At 28.4% G+C, this 26,617-nt stretch carries 41 protein-coding genes and 1 pseudogene; 37 read left to right on the plus strand and 5 right to left on the minus strand.

All coding sequences use genetic code 11. The features are described 5' to 3' along the window. Positions 1-23 precede the first annotated feature (23 nt). The 3 genes from pyrR to CSPA_RS12915 all read left to right on the plus strand — a co-directional run bounded on the left by pyrR (position 24) and on the right by CSPA_RS12915 (position 2,856). Positions 24-575: a bifunctional pyr operon transcriptional regulator/uracil phosphoribosyltransferase PyrR gene (gene pyrR / locus CSPA_RS12905; RefSeq protein WP_015392726.1), complete on the plus strand. Its 552-nt coding sequence runs from the start codon at positions 24-26 to the stop codon at positions 573-575. Positions 576-592: 17 nt separating this feature from the next. Continuing rightward, positions 593-1,753, plus strand: coding sequence for a THUMP domain-containing class I SAM-dependent RNA methyltransferase (locus tag CSPA_RS12910; RefSeq protein ID WP_015392727.1), 1,161 nt, complete (start codon positions 593-595; stop codon positions 1,751-1,753). Positions 1,754-2,010: 257 nt separating this feature from the next. Next, the gene (locus tag CSPA_RS12915; protein WP_015392728.1) at positions 2,011-2,856 is read left to right on the plus strand and encodes a MurR/RpiR family transcriptional regulator; all 846 of its coding nucleotides are present in this window, start codon (positions 2,011-2,013) and stop codon (positions 2,854-2,856) included. Positions 2,857-2,902: 46 nt separating this feature from the next. On the opposite strand, the gene CSPA_RS12920 is transcribed toward CSPA_RS12915, so the two are convergent. After that, entirely contained in the window at positions 2,903-4,636 is a 1,734-nt protein-coding gene (locus tag CSPA_RS12920) for an Rqc2 family fibronectin-binding protein (RefSeq protein WP_015392729.1), read from the minus strand. Between the two features lie 263 nt (positions 4,637-4,899). Here CSPA_RS12920 and dapF point away from each other — a divergent pair, with 263 nt between their 5' ends. From dapF to CSPA_RS12945, 5 genes and pseudogenes are all read left to right on the plus strand, one after another. Continuing rightward, a complete protein-coding gene (gene dapF / locus CSPA_RS12925) occupies positions 4,900-5,727 on the plus strand; it encodes a diaminopimelate epimerase (RefSeq protein ID WP_015392730.1) in 828 nt (275 codons plus the stop codon). A 24-nt stretch (positions 5,728-5,751) separates the two neighbouring features. Beyond that, positions 5,752-6,762 carry a hypothetical protein gene (locus CSPA_RS12930; protein WP_015392731.1) on the plus strand — a complete coding sequence of 337 codons (1,011 nt, stop codon included), beginning with the start codon at positions 5,752-5,754 and terminating at the stop codon, positions 6,760-6,762. Between the two features lie 203 nt (positions 6,763-6,965). Further along, the gene (locus tag CSPA_RS12935) at positions 6,966-7,688 is read left to right on the plus strand and encodes a ferric reductase-like transmembrane domain-containing protein (RefSeq protein WP_015392732.1); all 723 of its coding nucleotides are present in this window, start codon (positions 6,966-6,968) and stop codon (positions 7,686-7,688) included. A gap of 192 nt (positions 7,689-7,880) precedes the next feature. After that, positions 7,881-8,603 (plus strand): hypothetical protein, encoded by a 723-nt coding sequence (locus tag CSPA_RS12940; RefSeq protein WP_015392733.1) that lies wholly within the window; start codon positions 7,881-7,883, stop codon positions 8,601-8,603. Positions 8,604-8,949: 346 nt separating this feature from the next. Next, positions 8,950-9,861: pseudogene (locus CSPA_RS12945) on the plus strand (GspE/PulE family protein); the annotation flags it as partial. 74 nt (positions 9,862-9,935) lie between these two features. On the opposite strand, the gene CSPA_RS12950 reads toward CSPA_RS12945, so the two are convergent. Both CSPA_RS12950 and CSPA_RS12955 read right to left on the minus strand, forming a co-directional pair. Continuing rightward, positions 9,936-11,096, minus strand: a complete 1,161-nt coding sequence (locus CSPA_RS12950) for a tyrosine-type recombinase/integrase (RefSeq protein WP_015392735.1) — start codon at positions 11,094-11,096, stop codon at positions 9,936-9,938. A 126-nt stretch (positions 11,097-11,222) separates the two neighbouring features. Further along, entirely contained in the window at positions 11,223-11,684 is a 462-nt protein-coding gene (locus CSPA_RS12955) for a helix-turn-helix domain-containing protein (protein ID WP_015392736.1), read from the minus strand. 244 nt (positions 11,685-11,928) lie between these two features. Here CSPA_RS12955 and CSPA_RS12960 point away from each other — a divergent pair, with 244 nt between their 5' ends. The 6 genes from CSPA_RS12960 (at position 11,929) to CSPA_RS30115 (ending at position 13,934) form a co-directional block, all read left to right on the plus strand. After that, positions 11,929-12,135 (plus strand): helix-turn-helix domain-containing protein, encoded by a 207-nt coding sequence (locus tag CSPA_RS12960; RefSeq protein WP_015392737.1) that lies wholly within the window; start codon positions 11,929-11,931, stop codon positions 12,133-12,135. Positions 12,136-12,145: 10 nt separating this feature from the next. After that, positions 12,146-12,385 carry an excisionase family DNA-binding protein gene (locus CSPA_RS12965; protein WP_015392738.1) on the plus strand — a complete coding sequence of 80 codons (240 nt, stop codon included), beginning with the start codon at positions 12,146-12,148 and terminating at the stop codon, positions 12,383-12,385. Between the two features lie 64 nt (positions 12,386-12,449). Continuing rightward, on the plus strand, positions 12,450-12,683 hold the full coding sequence (locus tag CSPA_RS12970) for an excisionase family DNA-binding protein (protein WP_015392739.1): 234 nt from the start codon (positions 12,450-12,452) through the stop codon (positions 12,681-12,683). 58 nt (positions 12,684-12,741) lie between these two features. After that, positions 12,742-12,906 carry a hypothetical protein gene (locus tag CSPA_RS30110; protein ID WP_015392740.1) on the plus strand — a complete coding sequence of 55 codons (165 nt, stop codon included), beginning with the start codon at positions 12,742-12,744 and terminating at the stop codon, positions 12,904-12,906. Between the two features lie 85 nt (positions 12,907-12,991). Beyond that, entirely contained in the window at positions 12,992-13,762 is a 771-nt protein-coding gene (locus tag CSPA_RS12975) for an ORF6N domain-containing protein (protein WP_015392741.1), read from the plus strand. A gap of 13 nt (positions 13,763-13,775) precedes the next feature. Beyond that, positions 13,776-13,934 carry a hypothetical protein gene (locus CSPA_RS30115; RefSeq protein ID WP_015392742.1) on the plus strand — a complete coding sequence of 53 codons (159 nt, stop codon included), beginning with the start codon at positions 13,776-13,778 and terminating at the stop codon, positions 13,932-13,934. Between the two features lie 25 nt (positions 13,935-13,959). Here CSPA_RS30115 and CSPA_RS12980 read toward each other — a convergent pair whose 3' ends face one another. Further along, on the minus strand, positions 13,960-14,160 hold the full coding sequence (locus CSPA_RS12980; RefSeq protein WP_015392743.1) for a KTSC domain-containing protein: 201 nt from the start codon (positions 14,158-14,160) through the stop codon (positions 13,960-13,962). A gap of 65 nt (positions 14,161-14,225) precedes the next feature. On the opposite strand from CSPA_RS12980, the gene CSPA_RS12985 reads away from it, so the two are divergent. From CSPA_RS12985 to CSPA_RS29755, 20 genes are all read left to right on the plus strand, one after another. Further along, on the plus strand, positions 14,226-14,414 hold the full coding sequence (locus tag CSPA_RS12985; protein ID WP_015392744.1) for a hypothetical protein: 189 nt from the start codon (positions 14,226-14,228) through the stop codon (positions 14,412-14,414). Then, entirely contained in the window at positions 14,407-14,532 is a 126-nt protein-coding gene (locus tag CSPA_RS30770; RefSeq protein ID WP_017810645.1) for a hypothetical protein, read from the plus strand. The genes CSPA_RS12985 and CSPA_RS30770 overlap by 8 nt, the downstream gene beginning before the upstream one ends. Positions 14,533-14,635: 103 nt before the next feature. Further along, positions 14,636-15,067, plus strand: a complete 432-nt coding sequence (locus CSPA_RS12990; protein WP_015392745.1) for a hypothetical protein — start codon at positions 14,636-14,638, stop codon at positions 15,065-15,067. A 51-nt stretch (positions 15,068-15,118) separates the two neighbouring features. Next, positions 15,119-15,292, plus strand: coding sequence for a DUF1540 domain-containing protein (locus tag CSPA_RS29150; RefSeq protein ID WP_015392746.1), 174 nt, complete (start codon positions 15,119-15,121; stop codon positions 15,290-15,292). Positions 15,293-15,309: 17 nt separating this feature from the next. Beyond that, complete coding sequence (locus CSPA_RS12995; RefSeq protein WP_015392747.1) at positions 15,310-15,921, plus strand: ERF family protein; 612 nt, start codon at positions 15,310-15,312, stop codon at positions 15,919-15,921. Next, positions 15,911-16,528 carry an HD domain-containing protein gene (locus CSPA_RS13000; protein ID WP_015392748.1) on the plus strand — a complete coding sequence of 206 codons (618 nt, stop codon included), beginning with the start codon at positions 15,911-15,913 and terminating at the stop codon, positions 16,526-16,528. Before CSPA_RS12995 ends, CSPA_RS13000 begins: the two co-directional genes overlap by 11 nt. Before the next feature lie 11 nt (positions 16,529-16,539). Next, positions 16,540-16,803 carry a hypothetical protein gene (locus CSPA_RS13005; RefSeq protein WP_015392749.1) on the plus strand — a complete coding sequence of 88 codons (264 nt, stop codon included), beginning with the start codon at positions 16,540-16,542 and terminating at the stop codon, positions 16,801-16,803. Continuing rightward, entirely contained in the window at positions 16,778-17,212 is a 435-nt protein-coding gene (locus CSPA_RS13010; protein ID WP_015392750.1) for a single-stranded DNA-binding protein, read from the plus strand. Before CSPA_RS13005 ends, CSPA_RS13010 begins: the two co-directional genes overlap by 26 nt. A gap of 14 nt (positions 17,213-17,226) precedes the next feature. Continuing rightward, the gene (locus CSPA_RS13015) at positions 17,227-17,496 is read left to right on the plus strand and encodes a hypothetical protein (RefSeq protein WP_015392751.1); all 270 of its coding nucleotides are present in this window, start codon (positions 17,227-17,229) and stop codon (positions 17,494-17,496) included. Between the two features lie 78 nt (positions 17,497-17,574). Next, positions 17,575-17,982 carry a hypothetical protein gene (locus tag CSPA_RS13020; RefSeq protein ID WP_015392752.1) on the plus strand — a complete coding sequence of 136 codons (408 nt, stop codon included), beginning with the start codon at positions 17,575-17,577 and terminating at the stop codon, positions 17,980-17,982. Continuing rightward, positions 17,970-18,557, plus strand: coding sequence for an ERCC4 domain-containing protein (locus CSPA_RS13025; protein ID WP_015392753.1), 588 nt, complete (start codon positions 17,970-17,972; stop codon positions 18,555-18,557). Before CSPA_RS13020 ends, CSPA_RS13025 begins: the two co-directional genes overlap by 13 nt. Further along, positions 18,541-19,011 carry a nucleoside triphosphate pyrophosphohydrolase family protein gene (locus CSPA_RS13030; protein WP_015392754.1) on the plus strand — a complete coding sequence of 157 codons (471 nt, stop codon included), beginning with the start codon at positions 18,541-18,543 and terminating at the stop codon, positions 19,009-19,011. The genes CSPA_RS13025 and CSPA_RS13030 overlap by 17 nt, the downstream gene beginning before the upstream one ends. Next, positions 19,011-19,505 (plus strand): DUF5651 domain-containing protein, encoded by a 495-nt coding sequence (locus tag CSPA_RS13035; protein WP_015392755.1) that lies wholly within the window; start codon positions 19,011-19,013, stop codon positions 19,503-19,505. The genes CSPA_RS13030 and CSPA_RS13035 overlap by 1 nt, the downstream gene beginning before the upstream one ends. A 9-nt stretch (positions 19,506-19,514) precedes the next feature. Then, positions 19,515-19,760: a hypothetical protein gene (locus tag CSPA_RS13040; RefSeq protein WP_015392756.1), complete on the plus strand. Its 246-nt coding sequence runs from the start codon at positions 19,515-19,517 to the stop codon at positions 19,758-19,760. 14 nt (positions 19,761-19,774) lie between these two features. Continuing rightward, positions 19,775-22,414 (plus strand): CHC2 zinc finger domain-containing protein, encoded by a 2,640-nt coding sequence (locus CSPA_RS13045; RefSeq protein WP_015392757.1) that lies wholly within the window; start codon positions 19,775-19,777, stop codon positions 22,412-22,414. A 29-nt stretch (positions 22,415-22,443) separates the two neighbouring features. After that, on the plus strand, positions 22,444-22,596 hold the full coding sequence (locus tag CSPA_RS29400) for a hypothetical protein (protein WP_017810643.1): 153 nt from the start codon (positions 22,444-22,446) through the stop codon (positions 22,594-22,596). Positions 22,597-22,741: 145 nt separating this feature from the next. Further along, positions 22,742-23,089 carry a hypothetical protein gene (locus CSPA_RS13050; protein ID WP_015392758.1) on the plus strand — a complete coding sequence of 116 codons (348 nt, stop codon included), beginning with the start codon at positions 22,742-22,744 and terminating at the stop codon, positions 23,087-23,089. A 258-nt stretch (positions 23,090-23,347) separates the two neighbouring features. Then, positions 23,348-23,524 carry a hypothetical protein gene (locus CSPA_RS30120; RefSeq protein WP_015392759.1) on the plus strand — a complete coding sequence of 59 codons (177 nt, stop codon included), beginning with the start codon at positions 23,348-23,350 and terminating at the stop codon, positions 23,522-23,524. 2 nt (positions 23,525-23,526) lie between these two features. Next, on the plus strand, positions 23,527-23,799 hold the full coding sequence (locus tag CSPA_RS13055; RefSeq protein ID WP_015392760.1) for a hypothetical protein: 273 nt from the start codon (positions 23,527-23,529) through the stop codon (positions 23,797-23,799). 88 nt (positions 23,800-23,887) lie between these two features. Continuing rightward, on the plus strand, positions 23,888-24,037 hold the full coding sequence (locus tag CSPA_RS29755) for a hypothetical protein (RefSeq protein WP_157228412.1): 150 nt from the start codon (positions 23,888-23,890) through the stop codon (positions 24,035-24,037). Between the two features lie 155 nt (positions 24,038-24,192). On the opposite strand, the gene CSPA_RS13060 is transcribed toward CSPA_RS29755, so the two are convergent. Further along, a complete protein-coding gene (locus CSPA_RS13060; RefSeq protein WP_241425117.1) occupies positions 24,193-24,453 on the minus strand; it encodes a hypothetical protein in 261 nt (86 codons plus the stop codon). A gap of 331 nt (positions 24,454-24,784) precedes the next feature. Between CSPA_RS13060 and CSPA_RS13065 the strand changes: the two genes are divergently transcribed. Genes CSPA_RS13065 through CSPA_RS13075 form a run of 3 tightly spaced genes read left to right on the plus strand, consistent with a single transcriptional unit; the run spans position 24,785 to position 26,417 of the window. Beyond that, on the plus strand, positions 24,785-25,162 hold the full coding sequence (locus CSPA_RS13065) for a YopX family protein (protein WP_015392762.1): 378 nt from the start codon (positions 24,785-24,787) through the stop codon (positions 25,160-25,162). Continuing rightward, positions 25,159-25,362 carry a helix-turn-helix transcriptional regulator gene (locus CSPA_RS13070; protein ID WP_015392763.1) on the plus strand — a complete coding sequence of 68 codons (204 nt, stop codon included), beginning with the start codon at positions 25,159-25,161 and terminating at the stop codon, positions 25,360-25,362. Before CSPA_RS13065 ends, CSPA_RS13070 begins: the two co-directional genes overlap by 4 nt. Positions 25,363-25,415: 53 nt before the next feature. Continuing rightward, positions 25,416-26,417 (plus strand): tyrosine-type recombinase/integrase, encoded by a 1,002-nt coding sequence (locus tag CSPA_RS13075; RefSeq protein WP_015392764.1) that lies wholly within the window; start codon positions 25,416-25,418, stop codon positions 26,415-26,417. The last annotated feature ends 200 nt before the right edge of the window (positions 26,418-26,617 follow it).

Below are 26,617 nucleotides of genomic sequence, written 5' to 3' on the forward strand. Positions count from 1 at the left end.
CATTGTATTAATGGAGGGGTAACATGAAGTTTAAAGCAATTCTATTAGATGATAAAGCAATAAATAGAACATTAATAAGAATATCGCATGAAATAATTGAAAGAAATAAAGGAGTGGAAGACTTAGTTTTACTTGGAATTAAAACTAGAGGATATCCTCTTGCTGAGAGAATTGCAAGTTATATAAAAGGAATTGAAGGTAAGGAAGTTCCAGTAGGCTCAGTAGACATAACGTTATATAGAGATGATTTAAGTGTTGTTACTGATAAGGTAGAGGCCCATGATTTAAATTTAGGCCTTGAAATAAAAGATAAGAAAATTGTTATAGTTGATGATGTTTTATATACCTGTAGAACAGCTAGAGCGGCAATAGATGCTATTATGGATGTAAGCAGACCAATGGGAATTCAATTAGCAGTGCTTATAGATAGAGGTCATAAAGAATTACCTATTAGGGCAGATTATGTAGGTAAAAATATACCAACTTCAAAAAATGAAATTATAGCAGTTTCATTGAACGAAATTGATGGTGAAGATCACGTAAAAATATATGATTCAAATAGTAATGAAGAATAAAGGGAGAACATGATATAATGTATGATTTAATTGCAACCAGTACTTTTGGAATAGAAAGTATAACAGCAAAAGAACTAAAAGCACTAGGCTATGAAGATTTAAAAATTGAAAATGGAAAAGTTACTTTTGAAGGTGATGAAATGGATATAGCAATTTGCAATATTCATTTGAGAACAGCAGATAGAGTACTTATAAAAATGGCGGAGTTTGAAGCTAAGTCTTTTGAAGAATTATTTCAAGGAACTAAAAAAGTCGATTGGAGCAAGTTAATTCCAATAGATGGTGTTATGCATGTAGTTGGTAAAAGTATTAAATCAACTTTACATAGTGTTCCAGACTGCCAATCTATTGTAAAAAAAGCTATAATAAAAAGCATGAGTGAAAGCTATGGGATTGAGACCTTTAGTGAAAGTGGACCAGTTTATAAAATTGAAGTTGCAATTTTGAAAGATATAGTAACTTTGACTATAGATACAACAGGACCAGGTTTACACAAAAGAGGTTATAGAGAACTTGCTGGTATTGCTCCACTAAAAGAAACTTTAGCAGCATCTATGATTTTAATTTCTAGATGGAATGAAAATTTTTCACTTATTGACCCATTTTGTGGCTCAGGAACAATATTGATAGAAGCTGCTATGATAGCTCAAAATATTGCACCAGGAGTAAATAGAAGTTTTGTATGTGAAACTTGGCCATCTATGAGTGGAAATGAATTTAATATAGTAAGAGATGGTGCTAGGAAGTCTGAGAAGAAGAATGATATAAAACTAATTGGCTATGATATAGATTATAGAGTTATTAAAGTTGCTATGGAAAATGCCCAAAAGGCAGGAGTAGATAAATACATTGAATTTCAAAAACGAAATTTTATGGATTTTTCAACTTCTAAAAAGTATGGTTTTATAATTTCTAACCCACCATATGGGGAAAGAATCGGACAAACAGAAATGTTAAACACGCTTTATAAACATATGGGAAATATGAAAAAGAGATTAGAAGATTGGGATTTTAATATATTAACATCTTTTGAGCCTTTTGAAAAAGTAGTTGGAGTAAAGTCTACTAAGAACAGAAAACTATATAATGGTAAAATAAAATGTTATTATTATCAATATTTTGATAATATTAAAATTAAAAATCAAGGTGATATTTTAATCAATAAGTTAATAAATTAAAATTAACTCGATAAATAGTTAATTAAATTAAGCTGATGGGGTTAAAAAGTTATTTATATTAGTTTGTATAGGAAGTAGTGTAAATATATTTACAAAATTTTATACCAGTGATAAAATTAGTGTAAGTAAAATATGGTAGCAAAGGCGCTAACAATAAGAAGTTGTTAGTGCCTTTTTTGCGCATCTAATTATAATCAAGAAGATTTTATAGAGATGTATATTTTATTAAAATAAATATTAAGGAAGGAGTTCAAATAATGGCAGAGGTATATCAAAGGATGGCAGAGAAAATACCAAATATGAGTAGAGCTCAAGAAAAAATAGCAAAATATATTTTATCAAATCCAAACAGCACACCTTTTTTAACTGTAGAAAAATTAGCTAAGCTATCTGGAGTTAGTATTGCAACTGTTACGAGATTTGTAATCTTTCTAGGATATAAAGGATATCCTGAATTTCTAAAGGATACTCAACAATCTATGCAGCAGCAAGTATCAAAAAATGAGCGTTTAAAAAATGATTCAAATGAAAATTCTGATGATGAAAAAGAAGTTTATGATATATTTGAAGAAGATTTAAATAATATCAAATTGACTATGGAAGAGTTAGATTTATATGAGTTGAAAAAGGCAGTAAACTTACTATTAAATGCTAAAAAAATATACATAGTTGCGAGGAGAAGTGCGTCAGTGCTTGGATCATTTTTAAAATATTATTTAGATTTTATGTTTAATAGTGTTAATTTAATAGAAAATATTGAACAAATACCTAAACAAATAAATGGCTTTAGTGGAGAAGAAGTTATTATAGGAATCAGTTTTGAGAAGTATGCCAGAAGTACAGTTGAGATAGTTGCTCATTTAAAAAGCAGGGGAGTTGCTACCATAGCAATTACTGATAATATGTTGTCTCCACTTGTTCCTTATTCAGATGTTACATTAACTGCAATGAGTAAAGGTTCTACTGAAATTGAATCTTTTGCAGCACCAATAAGTTTAATTAACGCATTAATTACATCTATTGAGAAGGAAAGAAAAGATTGTTTTACTAGCAATGTAGAATTGCTAGAAGAAGCCTGGAGAAAATTTGATTTATTCATTTAAAAAAGAAGTATCAACTTACATAAACGGAAGTTGATACTTCTCTTTATTAAACTTTAAACTTATTATTAAAATCACTTGGGTTAATAAATAAGGTCCAATTTGTATGATAAATAACCATACCAGGTTTTGCGCCATTAGGCTTTTTTAATTCCTTAACTTTTGTATAATCAATAGGTAATTTTGCTGAATCTTTACCTTTACTATAATAACCAGCAATTATAGCAGCTTCCTCTAAAGTGCTATCAGGTACATCAAAGGCACATACGATAACATGTGAACCAGGGATGTCTTTTGCATGAAGCCAAAGATGATTTTTATTTGCAAATTTTAAACTCAAATAATCATTTTGTAAGTTGTTCTTTCCTACATAGATATCAATTCCATCACTTGAAACAAAATGATGAGGTTTTGAAGTTTTTGCTTGTTTTGCATTTTTATTATTTTTTCTAAAGCGAATATATCCTGTTTCGACTAATTCATTTTTTATCTCATCAATTTCACTATAACTTTCAGCATTTAGAATGTTTGTAAGCACAGAATTTAAATAAGCTATTTCCTGTAAGTTTTTCTCAAGTTGAGCTTTTGCGTATTCTTCAGAGGTTTTAAGTTTATTATACTTTTTATAATAACGCTGAACATTTTCAGAAGGAGTTTTTGTCTTATCTAGCGCTATTTTCATATACTCTTCTTCCTCTTCGTTATAAAAATTAAGTAAAGTACATTCTTCATCACCTTTTTTTATAGTATATATATAAGAAGTTAAGAGATCTCCTTTGATTTTTAAACTTTCTTTTTCAGAGCATTCAATGAGCGTTTCATTTAGGATCTTAGATTTCTTATTGCATCTTTCAATATTTGTATGAATAAGTTTTTGTAAATCAGTAGATTTATTTTGAAGTCTATCTTGTTTATCTTTGCTTACAAAAAAATCTTCCATTAAAGTATTAGGGTCATCATAAGATTTGAGTAAGAAATCACTTCCTAAAGAATTTAATTTAAGTGAATAAAAGTCTTTAACTATTCCTAAACTATTCGAATATATGTTATATGAAATATTATTATCTAAATTATCAATAAAGTTTTTGAAATCTTCATAGATTTCATTAGTAGCAGGAGTAGTATTACTTTTTATAAGGTTATAATATAAATCCTTAGATAGTAGTTTACTAATTCCTGTAAAACAGTTAGAATAAAAATTATCATCAAAAGGGATAGAATTATTTACTACGTAAGAATTTAATTCTTCGTAGGTAGTTGAAAATGGATTAAGTTTGTTAGAGCTTGGAGGATATACAAAATTAACACCTGGATATAATACTCTATAACTATTTATATCAGCAGTAATGTGTTTTATAGATTCCATTACTTTGTTATCTCTATTTCTAACTAAAGTTATATTGGAGTGACGTCCCATAATTTCGATAATAAGGGAATAAATACTATCAAATCCAAGTTCATCTCTATTTTCAATTTCCATGATTATAATTCTATCAGAATCTTTTTGAATAAGATTTGTGATTCTGCCACCTAAAATATATTTTCTAAGAACCATTAAATACATAGGTGCTTTTATCGGATTTTCCTTAACTGTATTTGTTAAATGAATCCTCGCAAATCTAGAAGACGCAGAAATCAAAAGTTTCAAATTTTTACGATCTTTTCTTAAAGTTAAAATTATTTCATCTTTTTCAGGTTGGTTTATTTTATCTATTTTTGAATTCACAATGGAGTTCTTTAAATCATTAATTAAACTATATAAGTATATACCATCTAGTGCCATCTTATGTCATCCTTTCTTTTGTAACTAAGAATAGTATAACATTAATGCTTAAGGATTATCAAATTTTAGCAAAAATCATGGTATCAATCTTAAAAATAGCAAAATATAAGAAAAATTTAAGAAAAAATATTAAAAAAGGTATACAGAAATTATAAGAAATAAGTTATAATTTAAAATTGTGATATTATTAATGTATAAACAAAAAAGTTAATTAATTTTATTTTACATAAATTGGAAAAAAACAATTGATTGGGGGAATAGAAATGGATTTTTATAAAATGCAGGGAATAGGAAATGACTTTGTATTTATTGAAGATTTTAATAATGAAATTCAAGAGGAATGTGAACTTGCAAAAAAAGTTTGCGATAGACATTTTGGAATTGGTGCAGATGGACTTGTAATTGTAAGAAAATCAGATTTAGCTAATGCTAAAATGGTTATAATAAATGCTGATGGTTCAAGGGCAAGCATGTGTGGTAACGCAATAAGATGTTTTGGAAAATATGTATATGAGCATAAAATAGTTAAAGACTTGAAATTCTCAGTAGAAACTGGTGATGGAGTAAAGGAAATTGAAATAATTTTAGAAAAAGATAAAGTTAAATATGTACGTGTATATATGGGAAAACCATCTTATGCAGGAGCGGATATACCTTTAGTTAATATGGAAAATCTTATTGGAAAAGAAATTACTGTAGATGGCAAAACTTATAAGATGACAACAGTATTAATGGGTGTTCCTCATACGATTATTTTTCAGGAAAATGAGGAATATGATGTTATAGCTGATGGTTCGAAATTAGAAAAATTACCTATGTTTAAAGAAGGTAGTAATATAAACTTTGTTAAAATAATTGATAAGACGCATATAAGAGTAGATACATGGGAAAGAGGTGCTGGAGCTACCCTTGCTTGTGGTACTGGTTGTAGTGCATCTGTAGTTGTAGCTAAGAAATTTGGTCTTGTAGATAATATTGAAGAAATTTTTGTGAAAGCACCAGGTGGAGAGCTAGTTATAGAAGTTTTAGGTGACGATGTACATATGAAAGGTCCAGCTGAAGTTGTATTTCAGGGAAAGATTACGATATAGAAATAATTAATGAGGGAATAAGAAATGAAATTATTAAGAAGAGTGTTTTTAGGGGTCTTAGTTTTGATTGTACTGCCTCTGTTTGCATTTGGATGCTCATCTCCCAAAAAAGAAGAGTCTATTAATGTAGCAGAGGATATTAAGTTAAATATGGGGGCTGTATTAAAAAATGAAGAAGGTAGTTATAAACTGTATAATTATATAAATGGAAAGTACGAGCAAATGAAAAGTAATTATACTGTATCAACATATGACAAAAATAGCTCCATTTATGTTAGCTCAGAAGGTGGAAAAAATTATATTGTTCATGGAAATCAAAAAGCTGAAATTAAAGATTTAAATTATAGTAACCTTGAGTTATCTAAAGGTGGAGAATACATTTCTTATTTTATTGATGATAATGGTTTAAAATTAAAAGTGTTTAGTACTGATGGATATAAACCTATAGAAATTAAATCAAAAGTTTCAATATCTGGTGTATTATCGGATTGGTATGATAGTGATACTTTAGTATATTACGGAGTTAGTGATGACGGAGTTAATGGATTATTTACCTATAATATTAAAGATGACAAAGAAGAACTATTGTATAAAATAAAAGAAGGCTATTTAGCCTTTTTAAAAGGAACAGATAATAATGTTGTGTTTTTACAATTAACTTTGGAAAATAAAAGGCAGTTGCTTATGATAGATAAAAAGACAAAGGAAGTTAAGTTTTTATCTGATGGAATAGATGATTTATCGGATATAGTTAAAAAAGATGATACTTATTATTTTACTGGAAAAGGTTCAAATAATATAAATTCTTTGTATGAGATAAAGAATAATACTGTAAAGAGATTAGTTTATGATTTTCCAACTAGAGTCAAAATTGAAAAAGGACTAAGAATAGATGAAAATGGAAATGTCTTATTTGTTGGCTCTAACGGGGGAGAGACGGCACAGGAACAAATTTATACTTATACGAAAGATGGGAGTATAAGTGCTATATCTAAAAATTCAACGGATTATGTTTTTTTAGAATATATAAATTAAAATAGTTAATCCTAAATAACTAAGCACTCAAGTAAATATCAATGTTTTATTGATATTTACTTGAGTGTTTCTTTTTTGTATTCAGAATTAATTTAAGTTTCTTTATTACTAACCAAATAATAATAACTCTTGACGAAACTTAGTTGATAAAATATAATTGTGAGTGATAATCAATATCAATTATATTTTTAAGGAGTACAAAGATGATTTTTATTGTAACATTTATTTTAGTAACATTCTTAGCACTTTTTTACACGGGAGCCATTAGAAAAAGCAATTATATTTTCTATTCTATTGCAGCAGTTATCTCGATAACGACAGCTATCTATGAAATTCTGAGAATAACCTCAAATGCTAAACTTGATGGAATTCTTCTTACTCTTGAAAAAGCCTCAATGAGAGGTTTTATATCAATATCATTTTTTATTCTAGTAATGTATGCAGGAGCGTTAAATACAAGATGGTCAATAACCAAAAAATTATTGAGCATAAGAGCAGAACTAGCTATTTTGGGATCAATTATTTTGTTACCTCATGGAATAATATATTTTGCTCGTTTTCTAATACTAAAACTTCCAAAGATTATGAGTGAAGGTTCATTTCCTTTATTGTATTTTAGTTATATAGCAGTTGGAATTATAGGCTTTATAATAATGATACCTTTATTTATAACATCAATAAAAAAGATAAGATATGAAATGAAAGGAATGCGTTGGAAGAAGCTGCAGCGATGGGCATATTTATTTTATATATTGGCCTATGTACATATTTTATTAGTATTGTTAAATGAAAAAGAATTAGATTGGTTAAGATTGAGTACATATACAATAATCTTTGGTGGTTATATGACTTTAAGGTTATTAAAAAGTAAAAACGCTGCACAAGTTAAAGCTCTTAAATTATCTGCAAATAGTGACTTAGCTTAAATATTGAAGTACCATAAATTTTAAAATGAATTTATGGTATTTTGTTGTTTTAAGGATTGTGAAGTGAGTATATGTTATAATTAAGTAAATAAATGGTATATTGGAAACTAATCAATTTTTGCTTTTTATTCAAAAATAAATAGTAAAGATGATATAATTTACTCACATGCTTATATTAGGGGGAGGATAATAATGTTTAAAATTGAAAGAGACAAAAATGGAGAATTACGTTTTCTAGGAGAATTTGATTTAGGTTCGCTTGGTAAATATCCAAGTGAAAAAATTGAATTTGATATGAATGAGTTTGCACCATTAGATAATGATGTGGATTTTGGTTGTGAAGAGAAAGAAAGCAAATATTACCAAAATAGATTTTCTAGATTATCAAAAATTATTAGAACGGATATGAACGAAAATGAAAAACTAGAAAAACTCGGAGTATTTTATGAAGAAAAGCAAAAAGAAGTTATTAATAATTTAGCTGTGATTGAAGATAGATTTTTAAAATTCATTATTATGGACTTTGTTGATTGTGATTTCCCATTTTGGGAAGAGGCTGATGGTAGTTTAACGTCATTTATAATCCCAGAAAAAATGCCTAATAATTCTTCAAATAATCAGGAAGAATTAATAGAGTTAATTTATAGTGAAGTACCTGATAATATTTTTGAGCTGATTGATACAGAATATGAGCCAGGCAAAAGTGTCATGTTGGCGAGAGAAGTTTGTTTAAAGTATTTTCCTATGATAGATATAGATAAGCTTATTTCAACAATATATCCAGATATATTAGTATTAAATGGTGATATTTTAATATTTCAGTGCTCAAGTAATGTTGGAGATGGAATGATTATATGTGCAGCTTATGCAGAGATATTACCAAATTATAAATTCGATGATTGGCATAATCACTAAGTCAGAATGTTAATTTTATGTGAAAACAAAAGTTGATCAAAATAAAAAAATTTATATTATCCACCATTTTAATTTAATGATTTAAATGTACTAAAGTTTGCTTTGCTATATTTTGATAAGGTAAATTTAATAATATAGAACTACAAGAGTTATTGAATCAAATTTCTATAGTAAAAAATGAATATATATCTTTAAGTAATAAAAAATCAAGATGAATTCTAATAATCTTGATTTTTTTTTGTGCAAGTGTTATTAAAAAATATTCTAAAGCAGTGTATAAGTCATCAAAATTTGGTCTAGAATTTGGATATAATTGTAAATTTGTATTTAGGGAGGTGAAGGACATATCAAAGAATATAGAATTGATGATGTTGACTTAAAAACTGCAAGAAACTTAAAAAAGGAAATCTGTGAAAAGTATAAGGTTATACCTATAAAAGAAAATATAAGTGAGGTTATAGTTTTAGCTTATAGAAAAACAGAAGAAGCACAGGAATATTTAAAATTTATATATAACAAAAATATTATCATTAAAGAAATTGAAGAAAATAATTATGAGAATTTAAAAGATATTATTTTTGGCGAAGAGGATAAAGATTTAGAAGATGTATTAATATGGAATGCAATAAAAGATAAGGCTAGTGATATACATTTGGAGCCTCAAAAAAATTGCGTTTTTGTACGTTATAGAATTAATGGAACTTTAGTGTTGGTTCATAAAATTGAGCATAAAGAATATGCTGTGCTGGTATCTAAAATAAAGGTAAAAGCCAATATGGACATAACTGAAAAACGAAAGCCTCAGGATGGAAAGATAGTTGTAACTTATAACAATCTGAAATACGACTTAAGAATATCTTCAATACCAGTAGTATATGGAGAGAAAATAGTTATAAGAATCTTGTATTGTGATAATTTTGCTTATAAACTTGAAGATTTAGGCTTCACAGAAGATAATGTTAAACTTATTAGAAAAATAATATCAATTAAGAATGGATTAATTTTAGCCTGTGGCCCAACTGGTTCAGGAAAAAGTTCTACTCTCTACACAATATTAAAGGAATTAGACTCAAAATCATTAAATATAACCACTCTGGAAGATCCCGTGGAAATTCTCCTTCCTAATATTAATCAAATGAGTTTAAATAAAAAGCTTAATATAGATTTTTCAAATGGACTTAGAAGTATATTAAGACAAGATCCTGATGTGATTATGATAGGTGAAATTAGGGATGAGGAGACGGCTAATATGGTAGTGCTAAATTTAAATTATAAGGAATAACATTGGTATTAGCAGTGTTATTGTTTGTGAAAAATTTGCTATTTTTATTATTAACACATTTTTAACACACTAATAATATCAATTGCTTTTTCCTCTTCTTTCTTTAACACATGTGTATATGTGTTAGCTGTTATATCTACTTTTGAATGTCCTAATAATTTAGAAACTGTTTTTAAAGGTGTTCTTGCCTCGAACTGCATTGTGGCATAAGTATGTCTAAGGGCGTGAAACTTCTTATAAGGTATATCTAATCTATTCAAAAAGGCTTTCCAACTCTTAGTTATATTAGTTGGATATAATAAGTTTCCGTTCTCTGTCAAAAAATATAAATCATCATATTTTTTATTATAACTAGATCCAGCTTTTAATTTATTTTTTAGTTTTTCTGTTTTTGCTGCAGCCAATATAGAAATAATAGAATTAGGAAGAGGTATTGATCTTATTGAATTTTTAGTTTTAGGGGTTTGAAGAACTTTTACTTTTTTTCGGGTATCACCATCTATTTCAGTATAGCATGCAACTATTTGGTTTATATTAATTCTATTATTTTCGATATCTATATCATTTTCACTAAGTCCTAGTATTTCACCTACTCTCATTCCAGTAGAAAATGCAATTATTGATATGGATTTTATTAAATATTCTTCGTTTGAATTTAGAATTTTAGTTAACTCTTCATTAGAGAATGTTTCAACTTCATTCTTAATTACTTCTTTAGATCCTGGAATAGTTACTTTTAAGCAAGGATTTCTAAGAGTGTAACCTTCATTAATAGCAAAATTAAGAAAATATTTTAAAATTTTATTAACTCTGTTAATACGGCTATAAGATTTTCCACTTTTATATAATTCGTTATAATACTTTTGTATATCAATAGCCTGAATATCTTTTATAACTTTATATGCAAATGGAGCAGGCTTTATATAGTTTCTAAATAAATCTTCATATCTATCTAATGTTGAAGCCTTAATATTATTTGAAACTATTTCAAAGAGCCACTCATGCATTATTGGATATAAAAATAATTTTTTGTCGACAACTAAACCATTATCCACACTCCTTTTATATTCCTCTAATTTTTGCTTAGCTTCTTTTTCATTTTTACCATAGAAAAACTTTCTTATAAGTTTTCCGTTGGAATCTCTACCAAAACTTGCAGAGATTCTAAAGTATTCTTTTCCATTCATAGTATAGTTAGTTTTATTTGCCATAAAATCATCCTTTCCTCAATGTTTGTTTATATGTAAAAAATATAAAAATCTATATTAAAACATATTTTTAATATTATAATAGGTATTACGTTCAGTTTGCTTGACATTTTTTACTTCATCTGAGTGCTATTTCTTATGTTTTATTGAAGCGTATTTATCTTTATTAATTCTTTTTGCATATTCAATGCCGTTTCTGATAGCGCTCTTTATTAATTCCCAGTCAGCATCATCAACTGGATTACCTGATAGCATTAAACTATCTTGTTTTTCTAATTCTGATATAGTAGCTTCAACCGTCTTTTCTATATCTCTCATATCCTTTTTGTTTAATTTAATTCCGTTAATATTTGAATGGTGTGCTTCATCAGCTTCTAGCTTTATAGAATCATTATTTTCATTTTCTGATAATAAATAATCAATAGTTACATCAAAAAAATCTGCTAATTTCTTTAGAGTTTCATTGCCAGTACCTTGTAAATTTTTCTCAACCATACCTATAGTAGAACGACTAATACCAATAATCTCAGAAAGTTCTTGTTGAGTTAATCCTTTCTGTTTTCTAAGTTTTTTTATTTTATCACCTAACACAATAATTTCACCTCTATGACAATTTTATCATAATTAATGACAAAATCAATAGGGAATTTGAGATAATGAAAGAAAATTTGAGAATGAGTGATTTATCTTTGATTTTTGTCATGATTTATGATAAAATAGAACTTTAAAATTGTCGGTAATTATGACATAATAAAGCTACACCAAGATAAATAAATCACCCAACAAAACAATAAAATCACTCAATAATTAAATGAACCAAAAGGAAGTGAAACAGATGAAAATTACACCAATAAGATTAAGAAGGTTAAATCTAGGAATTGAAGCTAAAGATGCAATTGACTCACTTAGAATAACACAAAGTACATTCTATAAATTGGAGCAAGGATGGACAAGTCCATCACCCCAGTTAATAAAAAGAATTGCAGATACTTATAAGTGTACTACTGATGAAATATTTAAAGATTTAAATATTATTGGTTAGAGGAGGATATATGGAAGAAATATTAATAGAAATATTAGAAACTTTAAAATCAGAAAGACCTAAAAAAATAACTTTTACGATTGCAGAAGCAGCAAATTATTCAGGAATCGGACAAGTTAAAATAAGAGAACTTATTAATAAACCTAATACTGATTTTCCGTTTTTTAAAGTTGGCGCAAGAGCGTTAATAGATAAAGCAGCTTTAGATAATTGGATGGAGAAAATAACGCAAGAGCATAGAGGATTATAAAGTATAAAAACTTACAATATGCAAATACTATTTCCATAAATTTATTTTAAGGAGATATATTTTCATGGAAGAATTATTAAAGCAAATTTTAGAAAGAATAAAAGATAATTCAAGAGCTACTATGACAGTTGTAGAATGTGCTCAGTATATTAAAGTAAATAAAGATAAAATTAGAGAACTTATCAATAAACCGAATAGTGATTTCCCATACTTTAAAAATGGAAGCAAAGTAATTATTAACAAGTCTCAATTAGATTCATGGTTAGATAAAATTTCAAGAGAACACAGAAACTTGTAAAGTATAAAAACTCACAGTATCATACTATTTTAATAATCTTATTAAGGAAATGGATATCATGACTAAAAGAATTAATTATGATAATATCACGGTAACTTGCAATGGCTCTCCAAGTAAAGAATCATTAATGAATTACTATAATTTATTAATCGACTATCACATAAGAAAATACGGAAAAAAAGTAGTAAAAAAAGCACTAGAAGAATTACTTAACGAAGACTAAAGAAGAATAGGCTGAAAAGCCTTAAGTTAAGAGTCAACATAATTTAATTTTTGAAATTGAAATAAATATAAGGAGGACAAGCTAAATGAGTAAATTAATACCATTAGAATTTAAGCAACAACGTATTATGACAACTAAGGTTTTAGCCGAAGAATTTGGGACAGAAGATAAAATAATTCAACAAAATTACAAAAGAAATGAGGAAAGATTCACTGAAGGGAAGCATTACTACAGGTTAACTGGTGATGAATTAAAAGAATTTAAAGCTAACCTTCATTTAGAAGGTAACCTTAAATTTGCTAGTGAATTAATTTTATGGACAGACCGAGGAGCAGCAAGACATGCAAAAATTCTTGATACAGATGAAGCCTGGGAAGTATATGAAGCATTAGAAGAAAACTATTTTAATCCAAAAGAAGAAAAACCAACGTGTATTGAAGATGTACTTATATCTAGTTTGCAGGAAATGAAAGCATTAAAAGGAGAAGTACAAGCTGTAAGAGTTGGAATACAAGAAACTAAAGATAAGATAGAGGGAATTAAAGAAGTAGTATCTCTTAATTCAACTGATTGGAAGAAAGATTCCAAAAATCTAATAGTAAAGATAGCACACAAGATTGGTGGAAACCAATTTATAAATGACGTATACAAAGAAATTTATACTAATTTAGAAAAAAGAGCAGGATGCCAATTAGAAATAAGACTTACAAATAAACGTAGAAGAATGGCAGAAGAGGGAGTTTGCAAATCAAAAAGAGATAAGTTGTCTAAGTTAGATGTTATAGGCGAAGATAAGAAGGTTTTAGAATGTTTTTTAGCTATAACCAAAGAGATAGCAATTAAATATGGAGTATAGGAGGAAATGATAAATGGAAAATAAAGAAATAGAAAAATTACAAGAACTATGTAAACCAGTAACAGAGTATTTAAAAAATAATTGGGATCCACATTGTACAGTAGTTATTACAGATAATCATATTAAATTGGTTAGAGATGAAATAGGTTGTCCAATGAGAAGTGATGACTAAGTAGTATTTAGCCATCACTAAGAGATTAAACTCTATGATAAGGATGAATTTTATCAAATCTAGCCAAAGCAGAGCCTAGGGATGGAGAATTAATAAAATCAATGTAGTGTGATTCTGATACATTCATATACGCATAAACAGAACCATCTTTGAATTTTATAAACATTGTATTGTTTTCCCAACCGACTGCATTCATTCGACTAGATGAAACAGGTTTTAAATTCATAAAAGCACCCCCTTTCAACAATATTTTACCATAAATATGAATAAAAAGAAAAAGGAGGAATGAAAATGGTTTTGAAGTTTCTAAGTTGGTTAAAGGAAAATGTAACAGAGGAGCAATTCAAAGATATTCTAAAAGCAACAGATCAAGATATTAAATTCAATCGTATCAGCTTTGGTAAAAGGACAAGTCCAATCACTTATATAAATATTTGCATAATGTGTGCTTGCGTGATATTGAGGTATCAGCATGGGTAGGATAGAAGCAATTGCATATATTGCAGATAATCAAGCTAAAGCAAAAGGAATTCTAAAAAGAGTTGAAAAATCGAGGATAAAAGTATTACCTTTGGAGAAATTCTGCAGGAAGAGATAGACAAGTATAAAAAAGAAGCTACCAAGGACACCGACCAAAGTAGTCCAAGATAGCAACGTTAAATAATCAATTAAATTATAACACATGATTGGAGGAAATCAAATTGAAGCAATTAAATATAATCGAGGCTATGAAAATGCCTATAGGGACAGAGTTTGAAGTTAACTATGATAATAAAGGTAGAGCAATTAGTAATATGATTTTAAAAGAAAATGACAGCGACAAATATTTAGATTGGATTAATGGACCTCCCCTAAAAGTATTTGATTTTCTATTTAGCAATATAAAATTTATTCCAATTCAAAAGCCAGTAAGCTTTATGGAAGTAGTTAACTCTAATAAACGATGTAAAGTTGAACATGAGTATGTTAAAGAAATAAGGAGATTAAGTGATCTTTGTTTTGTATATAAACTTGAATTTAAAAAGGGTGAATACATGCCATTAAATTATCTCATGTATGCATTGGGTTATCATTGTTCACAAGAAGATATTCAAGAAATAATTAAGAATGGTATTTGGTACCTAGAGGAATAGTTAAAATACAATAAATTAAAGACTATCTAGAAAATGAAGGGAGGATTTCAAGTGTTAGTTAAATGTGGAGCTAAAACATGCGTTAACTATAATGAGGGCATGTGTAAGGCAGAAGCAATAGAAATTAAAAACTTTACCTGGTATTCAGAAGAGCAAAAGGAAGAATTGGATGAAATGAAATGTGATACTTATGAGTATTATTCAGACTGGATGTACAGGAAATAAATTAAGGAGGAAATTTTATGGCAGAAACAATCAAAAATATATATTCAAAAATGTCAGAAGCTAGAGGGAAATTACAAGAGGTCGAGTTTAAAAAGAGTGCTTACAATTCATTTAGCAAATACTATTACTTTGATTTAAGCGACATTTTACCACCAATAATGAAAATATGTGATGAATTTAAGCTGACTCCAATTTTTAATATGACTAAAGAGGTTGCGACTCTAAGAATTACAAACGCTGAAAATACAAAAGAAGAAATATTATGTACAATGCCAGTTGGAATATCACCATTGAAGGGTTGTAATGATATGCAAAGCATAGGTGGAGCACAAACATTTGCTCAAAAATATTTATATTCAAGTGCATTTGGAATATCTGAAACTGATGCAACAGATAAGCAAGATAATGAAGAAGGAGCTCTTGAACCTATCAGTAATGTACAAGTAAAAGTTATTGAAAGTTTATTAAAAGAAACTGGATCAGATAGAATGGCTTTTCTTGCATATGCAAGAGTTAAAGATGTAAAAGAAATAGTTAATAGAGATTTACCTAGTATTATGAATATGCTTGATAAGAAAAAAGAAGAGGTTGAAGCTAAGAAGCATGGAGGAAAAGAGAGTGGAAAATAATAAGATTCAAGAAAATAAAGATAAATTTCTAGTACTTTTAAAAAGTATACAAAGACCTGGAATTGATAAGCTTGTTGACTGGTTAGAAAGTAAAAGTGATTTCTTTACTGCGCCAGCTTCAACAATGTTCCATGGAAATTATGAAGGTGCTCTTTGTGAACACAGCATAAATGTTTATGAATTATTCAGTGAAAAAAATAAAAGATATGATCTTGGTTTAAGCGAAGATTCAGTAAAAATAATGGGATTGCTTCATGATATATGCAAAGTTAATTTTTATAAACTTTCAAGTAGAAACAAGAAAATTGATGGTCAATGGAGAGCAATACCTTGGTATGACGTTGAAGACGAATTCCCTATTGGACATGGTGAAAAGTCAGTAATAATTCTAATGAGTTATATTGGATTAACTAATGAAGAAAAAATGGCTATAAGGTGGCATATGGGGGGATATGAACCAGAATCAAATTATAGAACTTTAAGTGTTGCATGGGATAAATATAAAAGTGGTGCTTGCCTTCATACAGCAGATTTAGAAGCTTCAAATCTATTAGAAATAAAAATTGATTACGAAAAATCTTTTAAACAAACCAAAATGAATATATAGAAGGTGATCAAATGATTAAGGTTAAAGATGTTGCCAAAACAATGACACTTAAAGATTTTCAAAAAAGATTTACTCAAGAAAATCAAGGAATTAAGGACAACCTTACGAGAAAAATTTATTTTTGTATATATGATTTTGGCTTCAAAGTAAGCCAAGAAGATTGTTTGGAAGTAAGAGATTGCAAAGAATGCATGAATGAGGCTATTGAATACTTAAAATTTAGAAATAATTCTAGGGAGAATAAAAAATATGAACAAAGTAGTTTTGATAGGTAGATTAACAAAGGATCCTGAGCTAAGATACACACCAGGAAATGGAGCAGCAGTTACAACAATAACATTAGCAGTAGATAAGTATAATACTAAAACAGGACAAAAAGAAGCTGACTTTGTACCAGTAGTTATATGGGGTAAGCAAGCAGAGAGTACAGCACAATACATGACAAAGGGTAGTCAAATGGCTATAAGTGGTAGGATTCAAACCAGGACCTATGATGCTAATGATGGTAGCAAAAGATATGTAACTGAAGTTGTAGCAACTGAGACTCAATTCTTAAGCAAAGGAAACCAATCAAGTAATGCGAGTAACAGTAATGAATATTCTATGCCAGCAAATGATCCATTTAGTGGTGGGAATTTTGAAGAAGATATAACTCCTGTAGATGATGGAGATATGCCATTTTAGTGAGGTGATTAATTATGCGGAATTTAAAAGAAATAGTTTTTAATTTTCTTAGAAATAATCAAGAGGCATTGCTTTCTAGGGAAAATAATAAGTATGCTAAAAAGTTAGGAATTGCAAAAACCACATATAAAAATTACAAATATGAGTTTATTGCAATGAAAAATAACACTGAGTTAGCAAAAGCCAAGGCTAAGGAGAATAAAGAGAAGCAAGAAACAATTTTTTATAAGGGAAGATTGAGACAAAAGTTTGTTTTTGATACTAGTAAATTGTCAGCATTTTAAAATGTAAGAATAAGAGCATTTAACAACGTTGTTATTTGCACTTATTTTCAATAGATAATCAAGTGAGAAGGTGAAAAGATGGAATATATAAGTGCAAAGGAATTTTTAAAGCAACCTAAGGAAGTTCAAAAGGTATTTATTGATTGGTGGAAATGTGATACAGGAGATTTATTTACATTTGATGGTGTAGACGATAGAGATTTAAATATTTTGCAAACTATAGGTAGCGAAAACCAAGCAACAATGACAAAGGCCAATAAGGACGAAAGCAGAATTCCACTTTTTGTGGAAGGACAGTTAAGGAAATTTATCGAGGATAGAGCAGGAAGTAAACTTGCAATAATAGAGTTTGATTATGATCACTATAATATAGTTCTTAGAAGTAATAACAAGGCTTATATAACAGAAGAATATGACTTACTCCAAGCCCATTGGAAAGTGGCTTTAGAAATAGCAAAAGAGAAGGTGCAAGTATGGAAGGAATAAAGCTTAGGTTTTCAGATACAGAAATTAAAAAGCTATTAAAAGAAAACTTTAAAATTTTATACGATACTCGTGAACAAGTAAATGACCATATATTGTATTGGTTTGATTCTAAGAAAATTCCATATAAGTGTCAGAAGATAGATGAGGGAGATTACACAGCAATTATTACAGCTAGACCTGATATGGGCATTCATAGAGATTTATATTTTAAGGTTGGAGTTGAAAGAAAAAATAGTGTTGATGAATTAGCAAGTAACTTAGCAGAAAAAACAGATACAAGGGATGATATAAGACTTGAAAGAGAACTTATAAGAGCAAAAGCCAAAGGAATAAAAATATTTTTAATAATAGAAGATCCTAATGGATTAGAAAATATTATTAATGGAGATTACAGAAGCCAATATGGGAGCAATGCTTTTGTAGGAAAGCTTACTAGTATACAGGATAAATACATTCAAGATACCATTTTTACATCAAATCTTAAAACAGGATATCACATATATAGAAAACTATATTATGCGGTTAGAAACTATTTAAAGGAAGGCGAGGTTGATTTAGTTGTTGGAGAAGATTGAAAAAGATGAAGCAATAGTAATTTGCAAAAAGGCAATAGATAATTGGGGAACTGCACTTCAAAAGATAGTTGCAATGGAAGAATTGGCAGAGTTAATTTCTGCGCTAAGTTCAGCGTTGAAGAATCAACATAATAATATCGAAGAAGAAGCAGCTGATGTTGAGATAATGTGTATACAGCTTAGGTTAATGTATGGGAATCAAAAAGTTAATGAAGCTCATGAAGAAATTAATGAATTTAGTAATTTTGGACTAATAGAATCAACAATTAAAAGATGTTCGTTACTCCAACAAAGTATATCAAAGTCATTAAGGGATATACAGAATAATTCTATTTATAAAAATATAGCTTTAGTTGAAAATTCATGTAGAGCTATGAGAAAGAAGTTTAATGGAGATGAAATTGAAGAAATTAAGCAAGTAAAGCTAAAAAAACTTAAGGGAGTTGTTTGGTAGTGAGGGATTATCTTAACAGTAGTGAATCTTTACAACTTGTAGCATTTCTTAAAACAATTGAAACATCAAAGGAATTTATAAATGGGAAATTAATGACTAATGAAGAAAAAACGAATCTCAAAAAGGCTATGACTTGGCTAGATAAATCTATTAGCAGTGTAACTACTAGACTTAATGAAAAAGCCAAAAAAGCCTTTGATAAATCAAAAAGTGGAGTATCCTTTTATCTTGGTTCAAACATAGAGATAGAAGTTTATAGGAAAAGAAGATCAGCAGATATTGATGCAGCTTATGAAGAAAATAAGGAATACTTCAAACTCATTGAACTGATTATGCATTACAATTGTCAAAATTGTAAAATGGACTGTCATGAATGTTTATTTTATAGTGAATTTGAAAAAAACTATATCCCAGAATTTACTGGCAAAGAACCAAATTGTAAATATGCCTATAGGACCATTGATCTTAAGGGGAATTCAAAAGAAAAAAAGTAAGAGGTAATTATGAGTGATCAATTATTAATACTTAAAAATAAATACAATCAAACTCTTGATAGAAATAAGAAGGCTGAAGAATATTTTCAAGAACATACGGTTGAGGAATGTCTTAATAAGAAATTTAAAAGTGGTACCGCTTTGGATGTCTTCAATGAAGTCACTAAAGAGTTAAGTAATTTAATAATCCAAATAGAAAGTACCATGGGAAATAAAATGACACATTATGAAAAAATAAATGGTTTTAAACTGTAGGGGGTGAGAAAAGTTTGACTGAATTAGAAGATATAGATTTAAGAGAATGGATTGAAAAGGAGACAGGACAGAAATTCAATAGAGAAAATAAAATTTGTTGCCCATTTCATAATGAAAAAACGCCTTCATTTGGGATCAAGTTTTATCCAGATGATAATAAATGGAGATATAAGTGTTTTGGAGGCTGTGATGCTCATGGTGATGTTATTGATTTTATACAAAAATATAAGAATCTTGATTATAAGAAAGCCAGAGAATATCTAGGTGTGGCAGTTGAAAAAACTCCAAGAGAATTACAATTTGAAAAAATATTAAAGCGTATAGATTGGGATGTAATAAACACAGAATTCAAACAAGGATACAAGCTTTTAGGATTATTTGAGTTTGTAAATGGACACAATGAAGTAATTTATTACAAAGCAAAGTTTTTAAAGCCAGATGGCAAAAAAGCAGCTTCATATTATCGCTTTGAAGGTGACAAAATTATAAACAAAAGAGAAGGTATTGAAGAAGTTCCTTACAATTTATATAACGTCCTTATAGGCCTAGCAGATAAAGTAATAATTGTTGTTGAGGGCGAAAAAGATGCCAACAATATAAATGCTCTTTTAAGAGGCACAAATTACGTAGCTACATCTATAAAGGGATGTACAAATTTAGATATATTAAAAAATGGATTCAAGCCGAGAATTTATGCTTTAGGAGATACAGGTGTGGCTGGAGAAAAATATAAATGGCATGTCCATAAAGAATTTTTTAGTATTGCTACAGAATTTAAATTTGTAAATCTTCCAGGAATTAAATCTTTAGGTGACAACAAAGATGTTACCGATTGGTTAAATTCAGGGCATTCAAAACAAGATTTATTAAATGCCTTTAAGAGAAGTTTAGATTTAAAAAATGAAAATGAATTACAACAGGACCCTATTGGTGTGTATAAGATTATTTATGATAAAAAAGCCAAGGAAGATAAAAGAATAAATTTGACCGATTTCATGTTATTAGAAGCTGATAAGGTGTTAAATGTGGACGATGATATGGAATTTATAAGATTAAAGCTTAAATCTCGGAACGATGGAAAGATTTATGAAAAGGTAAAAGAGAGCACAGTATTTAATGATCTTAGAACATTTAGAAATATGTTAGGTATGGATTTAAGTTTTGATGGGAATATGAATGATTTAGTTAAGTTCAAAATGTGGATTACACAATATTTTGCAATAGAAACTAAAGAAGTATATACAGGCACTAAATTTATAATGAAGAATGATAAATTAACCTTTATATGCGCAGATGGTTCAATAAGTGAAAATAAAACCGATTTTAGCATTACAGCAGATGAAACTAATGTTTTCGTTGTTAGTAAGGAAAAATTGAAAACTGATGAATTATTAGAAATAAAAAACAATATTTTTAAATTCACAAGTACTGAGAAAAGCATTAGTATCATTGGCACTACAATAAATAATTTGGCAGTCTATCAAAATATATCACTCAATTTGAATTTACATCATCTTCTCATGGTGGGCGAAGCAGAAACAGGTAAGTCCACTATATTAGAAAAAATTATAGCACCAATTCTCAATTATCCAATAAAAGGAGATAAAAACGAAAAGTTTTCATTTACAACAGCAAAGCAATTTAGTCTACCTAAAAGTTTATCTATGGGAAATTATCCATTGTTATGCGATGAATTTGCACCAACAACATGGAACCCTAATAAAATCGCTGATATGGTTAATCCCTTGAAAGATGCTTATGATAGAGCTCCAATGATAAGAGGGGACAAGAATTTTAAACTTAAAAAATTTGTATCACTGAGACCAATCATAATCGCTGGTGAGGAAAATTATCCTGGTCAGAGCAAAGCTTTAATAACTCGTAGTTGTATTGTATATTTATCCAAATATGAACGAACTGAAAAAAGTACAGAATCTACATTTTGGCTAATAAACCATCAGGATTTACTTAATAGATTAGGTCGGTCATTAATAGAAGAAGTTTTAAATATTTCAGTAGAACAATATGACAATATGAGAAAAGAATTAATGCCCAAATTCACTGAATTAAATGATAGATCACTTCAAACATCTTTAAATATTGCTTGTGGAATTGAGATATTTAATATTCTACTGGAAAGACATGGACTTAATAAAATCACTAACTATGAAAAATACATTGTAAATAATATCAAAGAAGAAGTTCTTGACGGTGGAGAAGAGGCAAAATCAATAGTAGAACAAATGCTGCTTTTATATAACGATATGGTTGAAGATGGCCGGGCAATGTTTACTGATTATGTTATCCAAGAGCGTGGAGACGGATTATTTATTAAGACATCAGAAATGCTTAATCAATTAAGAGTACATGTTAAAAATACCAATACTCAAATAAATATTCTATCGGATAAGGATTTTAAGAAGCAAGCAACTAAGGCTGGTTATATAAAAGAAAAAACAGCAAAGCAAATAAGACTTAAAAATGGAGTTACCACTCCTAATGGTAAAAATATGATTTGGTATGATCAATATAATTTAGAGAAAGTGAGAAAGCTTAAAGCATTTGCTATATGTTCAAGTGGAGAATTAGAGCAGGTAGAAATGCCAAAAGAAGAAAATAAAGTTATAGATAATGTGTTCCAAGGGGCTAAATAGCTCCTACGGAATGTGTAGAGGTGATTAATTTGAAATGCTCAGAATGCAAACAAGAAATACAGTGTGATTTATGTGGAAAAACAATTTTTTGTAAAAATAAAATAATAATGAAAAATGAAATGACTAAGGCAGAAATAAGTATATGTCAAGAATGCAATGATGAATGTTTTACAGAAAAGTAATGCTTAAGCTGTAAATATTATGTAGCAGTAAATGAAAATAATGTTCTTTGAAAATCGAATAATGCGGCTCTTGAAAAATATGTTATAATTATATTTAATATACCAATATGGTAATTATTTTGCAATTAAAGAAGGAGAGAAAGCTTTGAGTAATTTAAAACATACGAAAATAGGAAGATTATCATTTATTTTGGCATTAATCTTATTAATATATTTTATAATTATAATTATGTCAGATATTATGAATCCTATTTCTTTTTCGTCAGAAAAAACTTCACAAATTTCAAATGCTTCAAATATTTCAAAAGCAATAGAAACACAAAGAGAGATGCTAATAATTAGTGTTATTTCTATTATTAGTTTTATATTAGGAATCATTGCAAGAATTCAAAAAAAGGAGTCAAAAAAAATATTGCCAACTATAGCCATTATTATAAGTGGATTGTTTTTAATTCCAGTTATAAATGGATTAATTAAATTTATATTCATGTAATTAAGTATGCAGTCAGTTATGTAAAAAAATTATTATTTTAGGTACCGCATTATTCAAAGAATAAATTTGCGGTATTTTTTTATTGTACAAGTACTACGCAATACATGAACAGGGGTTCATGTAATAAAAAAAAGCCCCTATAAAGGGGCTAATAACAAATGGAGAATAATCCAGGGGGACAATAAAAATGAATTATTATCACATAAATATTATCCCAAGTTTTTTGAATAATATTCAAATTGTAGAAAGGGTGAAATTATGACAAGTAATGAAATGGCTAAAAAATTAGGATATGAGTTAAAAGAAAGCGAATATCCATATAAAAAAGCGGTTTATAAACAAGGTGTTAAAATAGGAGATTTTAGTGTATATGAGTTTAATGATTATTTAAAGGAACAGGGAGAATTTAATACTACAATCGAAGGGATGAAGTAACTATGAAAACATGGACAAAAACAATATTTGAAAAAGAATATACAAGTAAAACTTCAAAAATGGATAGACAAATAATAACTTACATTAAAATACAAGTTCATTTTGATTTCAAGGAAGGGTTAAGGTACTCAGTTTCAGTACCTAATTGCTCATTTTGTAAAAGAAAATTAAAAGATGCGTTGATAAGAGCGTTAGAACATGAAAGTATAGGTATGCAGAAATATAATTGTTTAAAAGAAATTTGTACAAGTAAAAGATTATGGAATCAGATTTAATACACAATACTAAAATTTAACAACTTAAAATATGATCTTTGAAAATTGAATAATGTGGCTTAGAAATTTATGTTATAATAAGAAGTAAATGTTATTAAGATGTAAAGGGGATGGAGTGTTGGTATCAATAGCAATATTAATAAATTTAATTCCTTTAGCAATATTATGGGGATTAGGGGTTTATGCATTAATCTTACTTATAAAAGCGTTAAAGATTTATATTAATAAAAATTCTTAATAGTATCATAAATAATACTTTAAAATTAAAAACATATATAATATATGCCGCATTATTCAGAAAATGAATTTGCGGTATTTTTATATTTAAGTACTGCGTAATTCTAAAAATTTGGCAAAAAGAGTATAAGTCTAACGCCTATACTCCTCTAGTTATTAATAAGAATGACGATGGCGCGATAATAATTCTAATGCAGCTATATTAGCGAACGGAAAAAATCTACGTCTAAAACGCCTGAATCTTCTTCGTGGACGACGATGAAATCCGACATTCCCATACTGTCTTTTTTCATCATAATTATATTCATTATCATTATCATTATCATCTAGATCCATTGCATCCTCACCAACCAACATTACAATGCGGTCTTGATCTGCATTTTCAATAATTCCATCAAATATGCTTCCATCTGACATTATTAAAGAAACATTGCAGTATAAGTATTTTTGACATTTGCTTTGCAAGTTTCGCATGTTATTGCTATAGTTAATTTCATCTAATTCCATTTTGTGTCATCTCCTTTTGAATATATGATATTCATCTTTGAGGAAAATCGTGTTATATAACATGGATAAATTTTTATAAAATAAAATCTGAGATTTTTTGCGATTGCATAATTCTAAGGTCGGACATAAAAAAGCCCCAATAAAGGGGCCACAAGGAAAGAAAAATTTTTAATCATGAGTACATTCTTATTATGTGAAATTTAAGAAATAAATATTCAAGTTGTAAAGTGGAGGTAAATAAATGAGTAGAGAAATTAAATTTAGAGTTTATGATAAATGGACAAAGCAAATATTGCCAGTATTAAGCATTGATTGTAAAGAAACTTTTTCAAGTGAAAGAGGCGATAATGTATTAATGCAATATACAGGCTTAAAAGACAAGAATGGAAAAGAAATTTATGAGGGAGATATTATAGATGCTAGCTATATAAATCCTATGAATAAAGAAGTAGTTAAAAAACATTATTTAATAGAATATGGCGAAGGTCAATACAAAGCAAAATTAATAGGTTCAAGCCCTTATGGAGATACATGGATTAATTTTATAAATGAAAAAGGAACCGTTATAGCAAATATCTATGAAAATCCAGAGTTGCTAGAAAGTGAGGAACAACAATGAATATAGGATTGATGATTGCAACAGAAAGAACTAAAAATAATTTATCTACAAGAAAATTAGCAGAAACAGTTGGATGTAGTTCAAGAGCTATTGAGTATTGGGAAAGTGGTAAAAGAAAAATAAGTCTAGAGAATGCGGATAAGATTTTTAAAGCATTAGGGAAAACACTTACTATTGGTGTTAAAAATAACGAACAATAGTGCGTAATTCTTGTAACGGATGAAAAATAAAACTATAGAAAGGGAAGATTAAAATGAGCAACCTGAATGAAGAAGCCAGTATAAGATTATTAGGAAAAATAACATTGTTATTACCAGTATTAGAACAAAATTTTTCAATGCAGCTTGAAGTAAAAAAAATTATAGATGAAACTCTATATGATTATGAAGTCCAAAGCAAATGTACTGACCTAGTTGCATCAGATATAGGAGAAAAAGCATCAATATATTTAGCATGTAAGAAGTTAGAAGGGTTAAGCCAAAAGACATTGGATAATTATAGATTGTTTTTAATAAAGCTAGATCAATTTTTTACAAAGCCATGTTCAACAATAAGCACTATGGATTTAAGGATGTTCTTAGCTCTAATGGGAAAAGGTAAACAGGCAAGTACAATAAATGGATATATAACAGCTTTGAAGGGCTTTTTCGGATGGTTGCAAAACGAAGAATATATAATTAAGAATTCAGCTGCCAAGTTAAAACAGACTAAGGTGCCAAGAGTAATTTTACAGGGATACAAAGCTGAAAACCTTGAAAAGTTAAGAGAAGCATGCAAAACTGAAAAAGAAAAGTGCTTATTTGAATTACTTGATAGTACTGCCTGTAGAATATCAGAACTAGATAACATTAAATTAGATGATATCAATTGGCAGGAACAGAGCATAAAGGTTTTAGGAAAAGGTAGTAAGGAAAGAATAGCTTATTTTTCGACAAAAGCTAAGATTCATTTAAAAGCTTATATAGGAGATAGAATAAGTGGATATTTATTTTTATCAGATAGAGGTGAACATAAACATATCAAAGTCAGAGCCTTACAATTAATTATAAGTAAAATAAAAGATAGAGCAGGCATTGATGAAAGAGTACATTGCCATAAATTTAGGCGTACTCAAGCAACACGATTGCTAAATCAAGGAATGCGAATTGAAGGAGTTCAGGGGATATTGGGACATACTACTCCTACAACGACTCAGATTTATGCACAGTTAAGTCAGGAGAATTTGAAGAATGAATATAGAAGATTAGTCGTATAGAAATTTTAATAGATAAAAAATGGAATGTAACTAATATAGAAATTATATGTGACATTTTATGTTACACAAGAATGGCTTAAATACAAGGTTTAAAGCATATGTCACAAAAAGTAAGAATTTGGATGTTACACGTCAAAACTGCATAACCGCGGGAGTTTGCGCCCCTTTATATATATAATGTAATATAAAATATAATATAT

Origin of the sequence: Clostridium saccharoperbutylacetonicum N1-4(HMT), assembly GCF_000340885.1 — a bacterium.
Taxonomy (GTDB): domain Bacteria; phylum Bacillota; class Clostridia; order Clostridiales; family Clostridiaceae; genus Clostridium; species Clostridium saccharoperbutylacetonicum.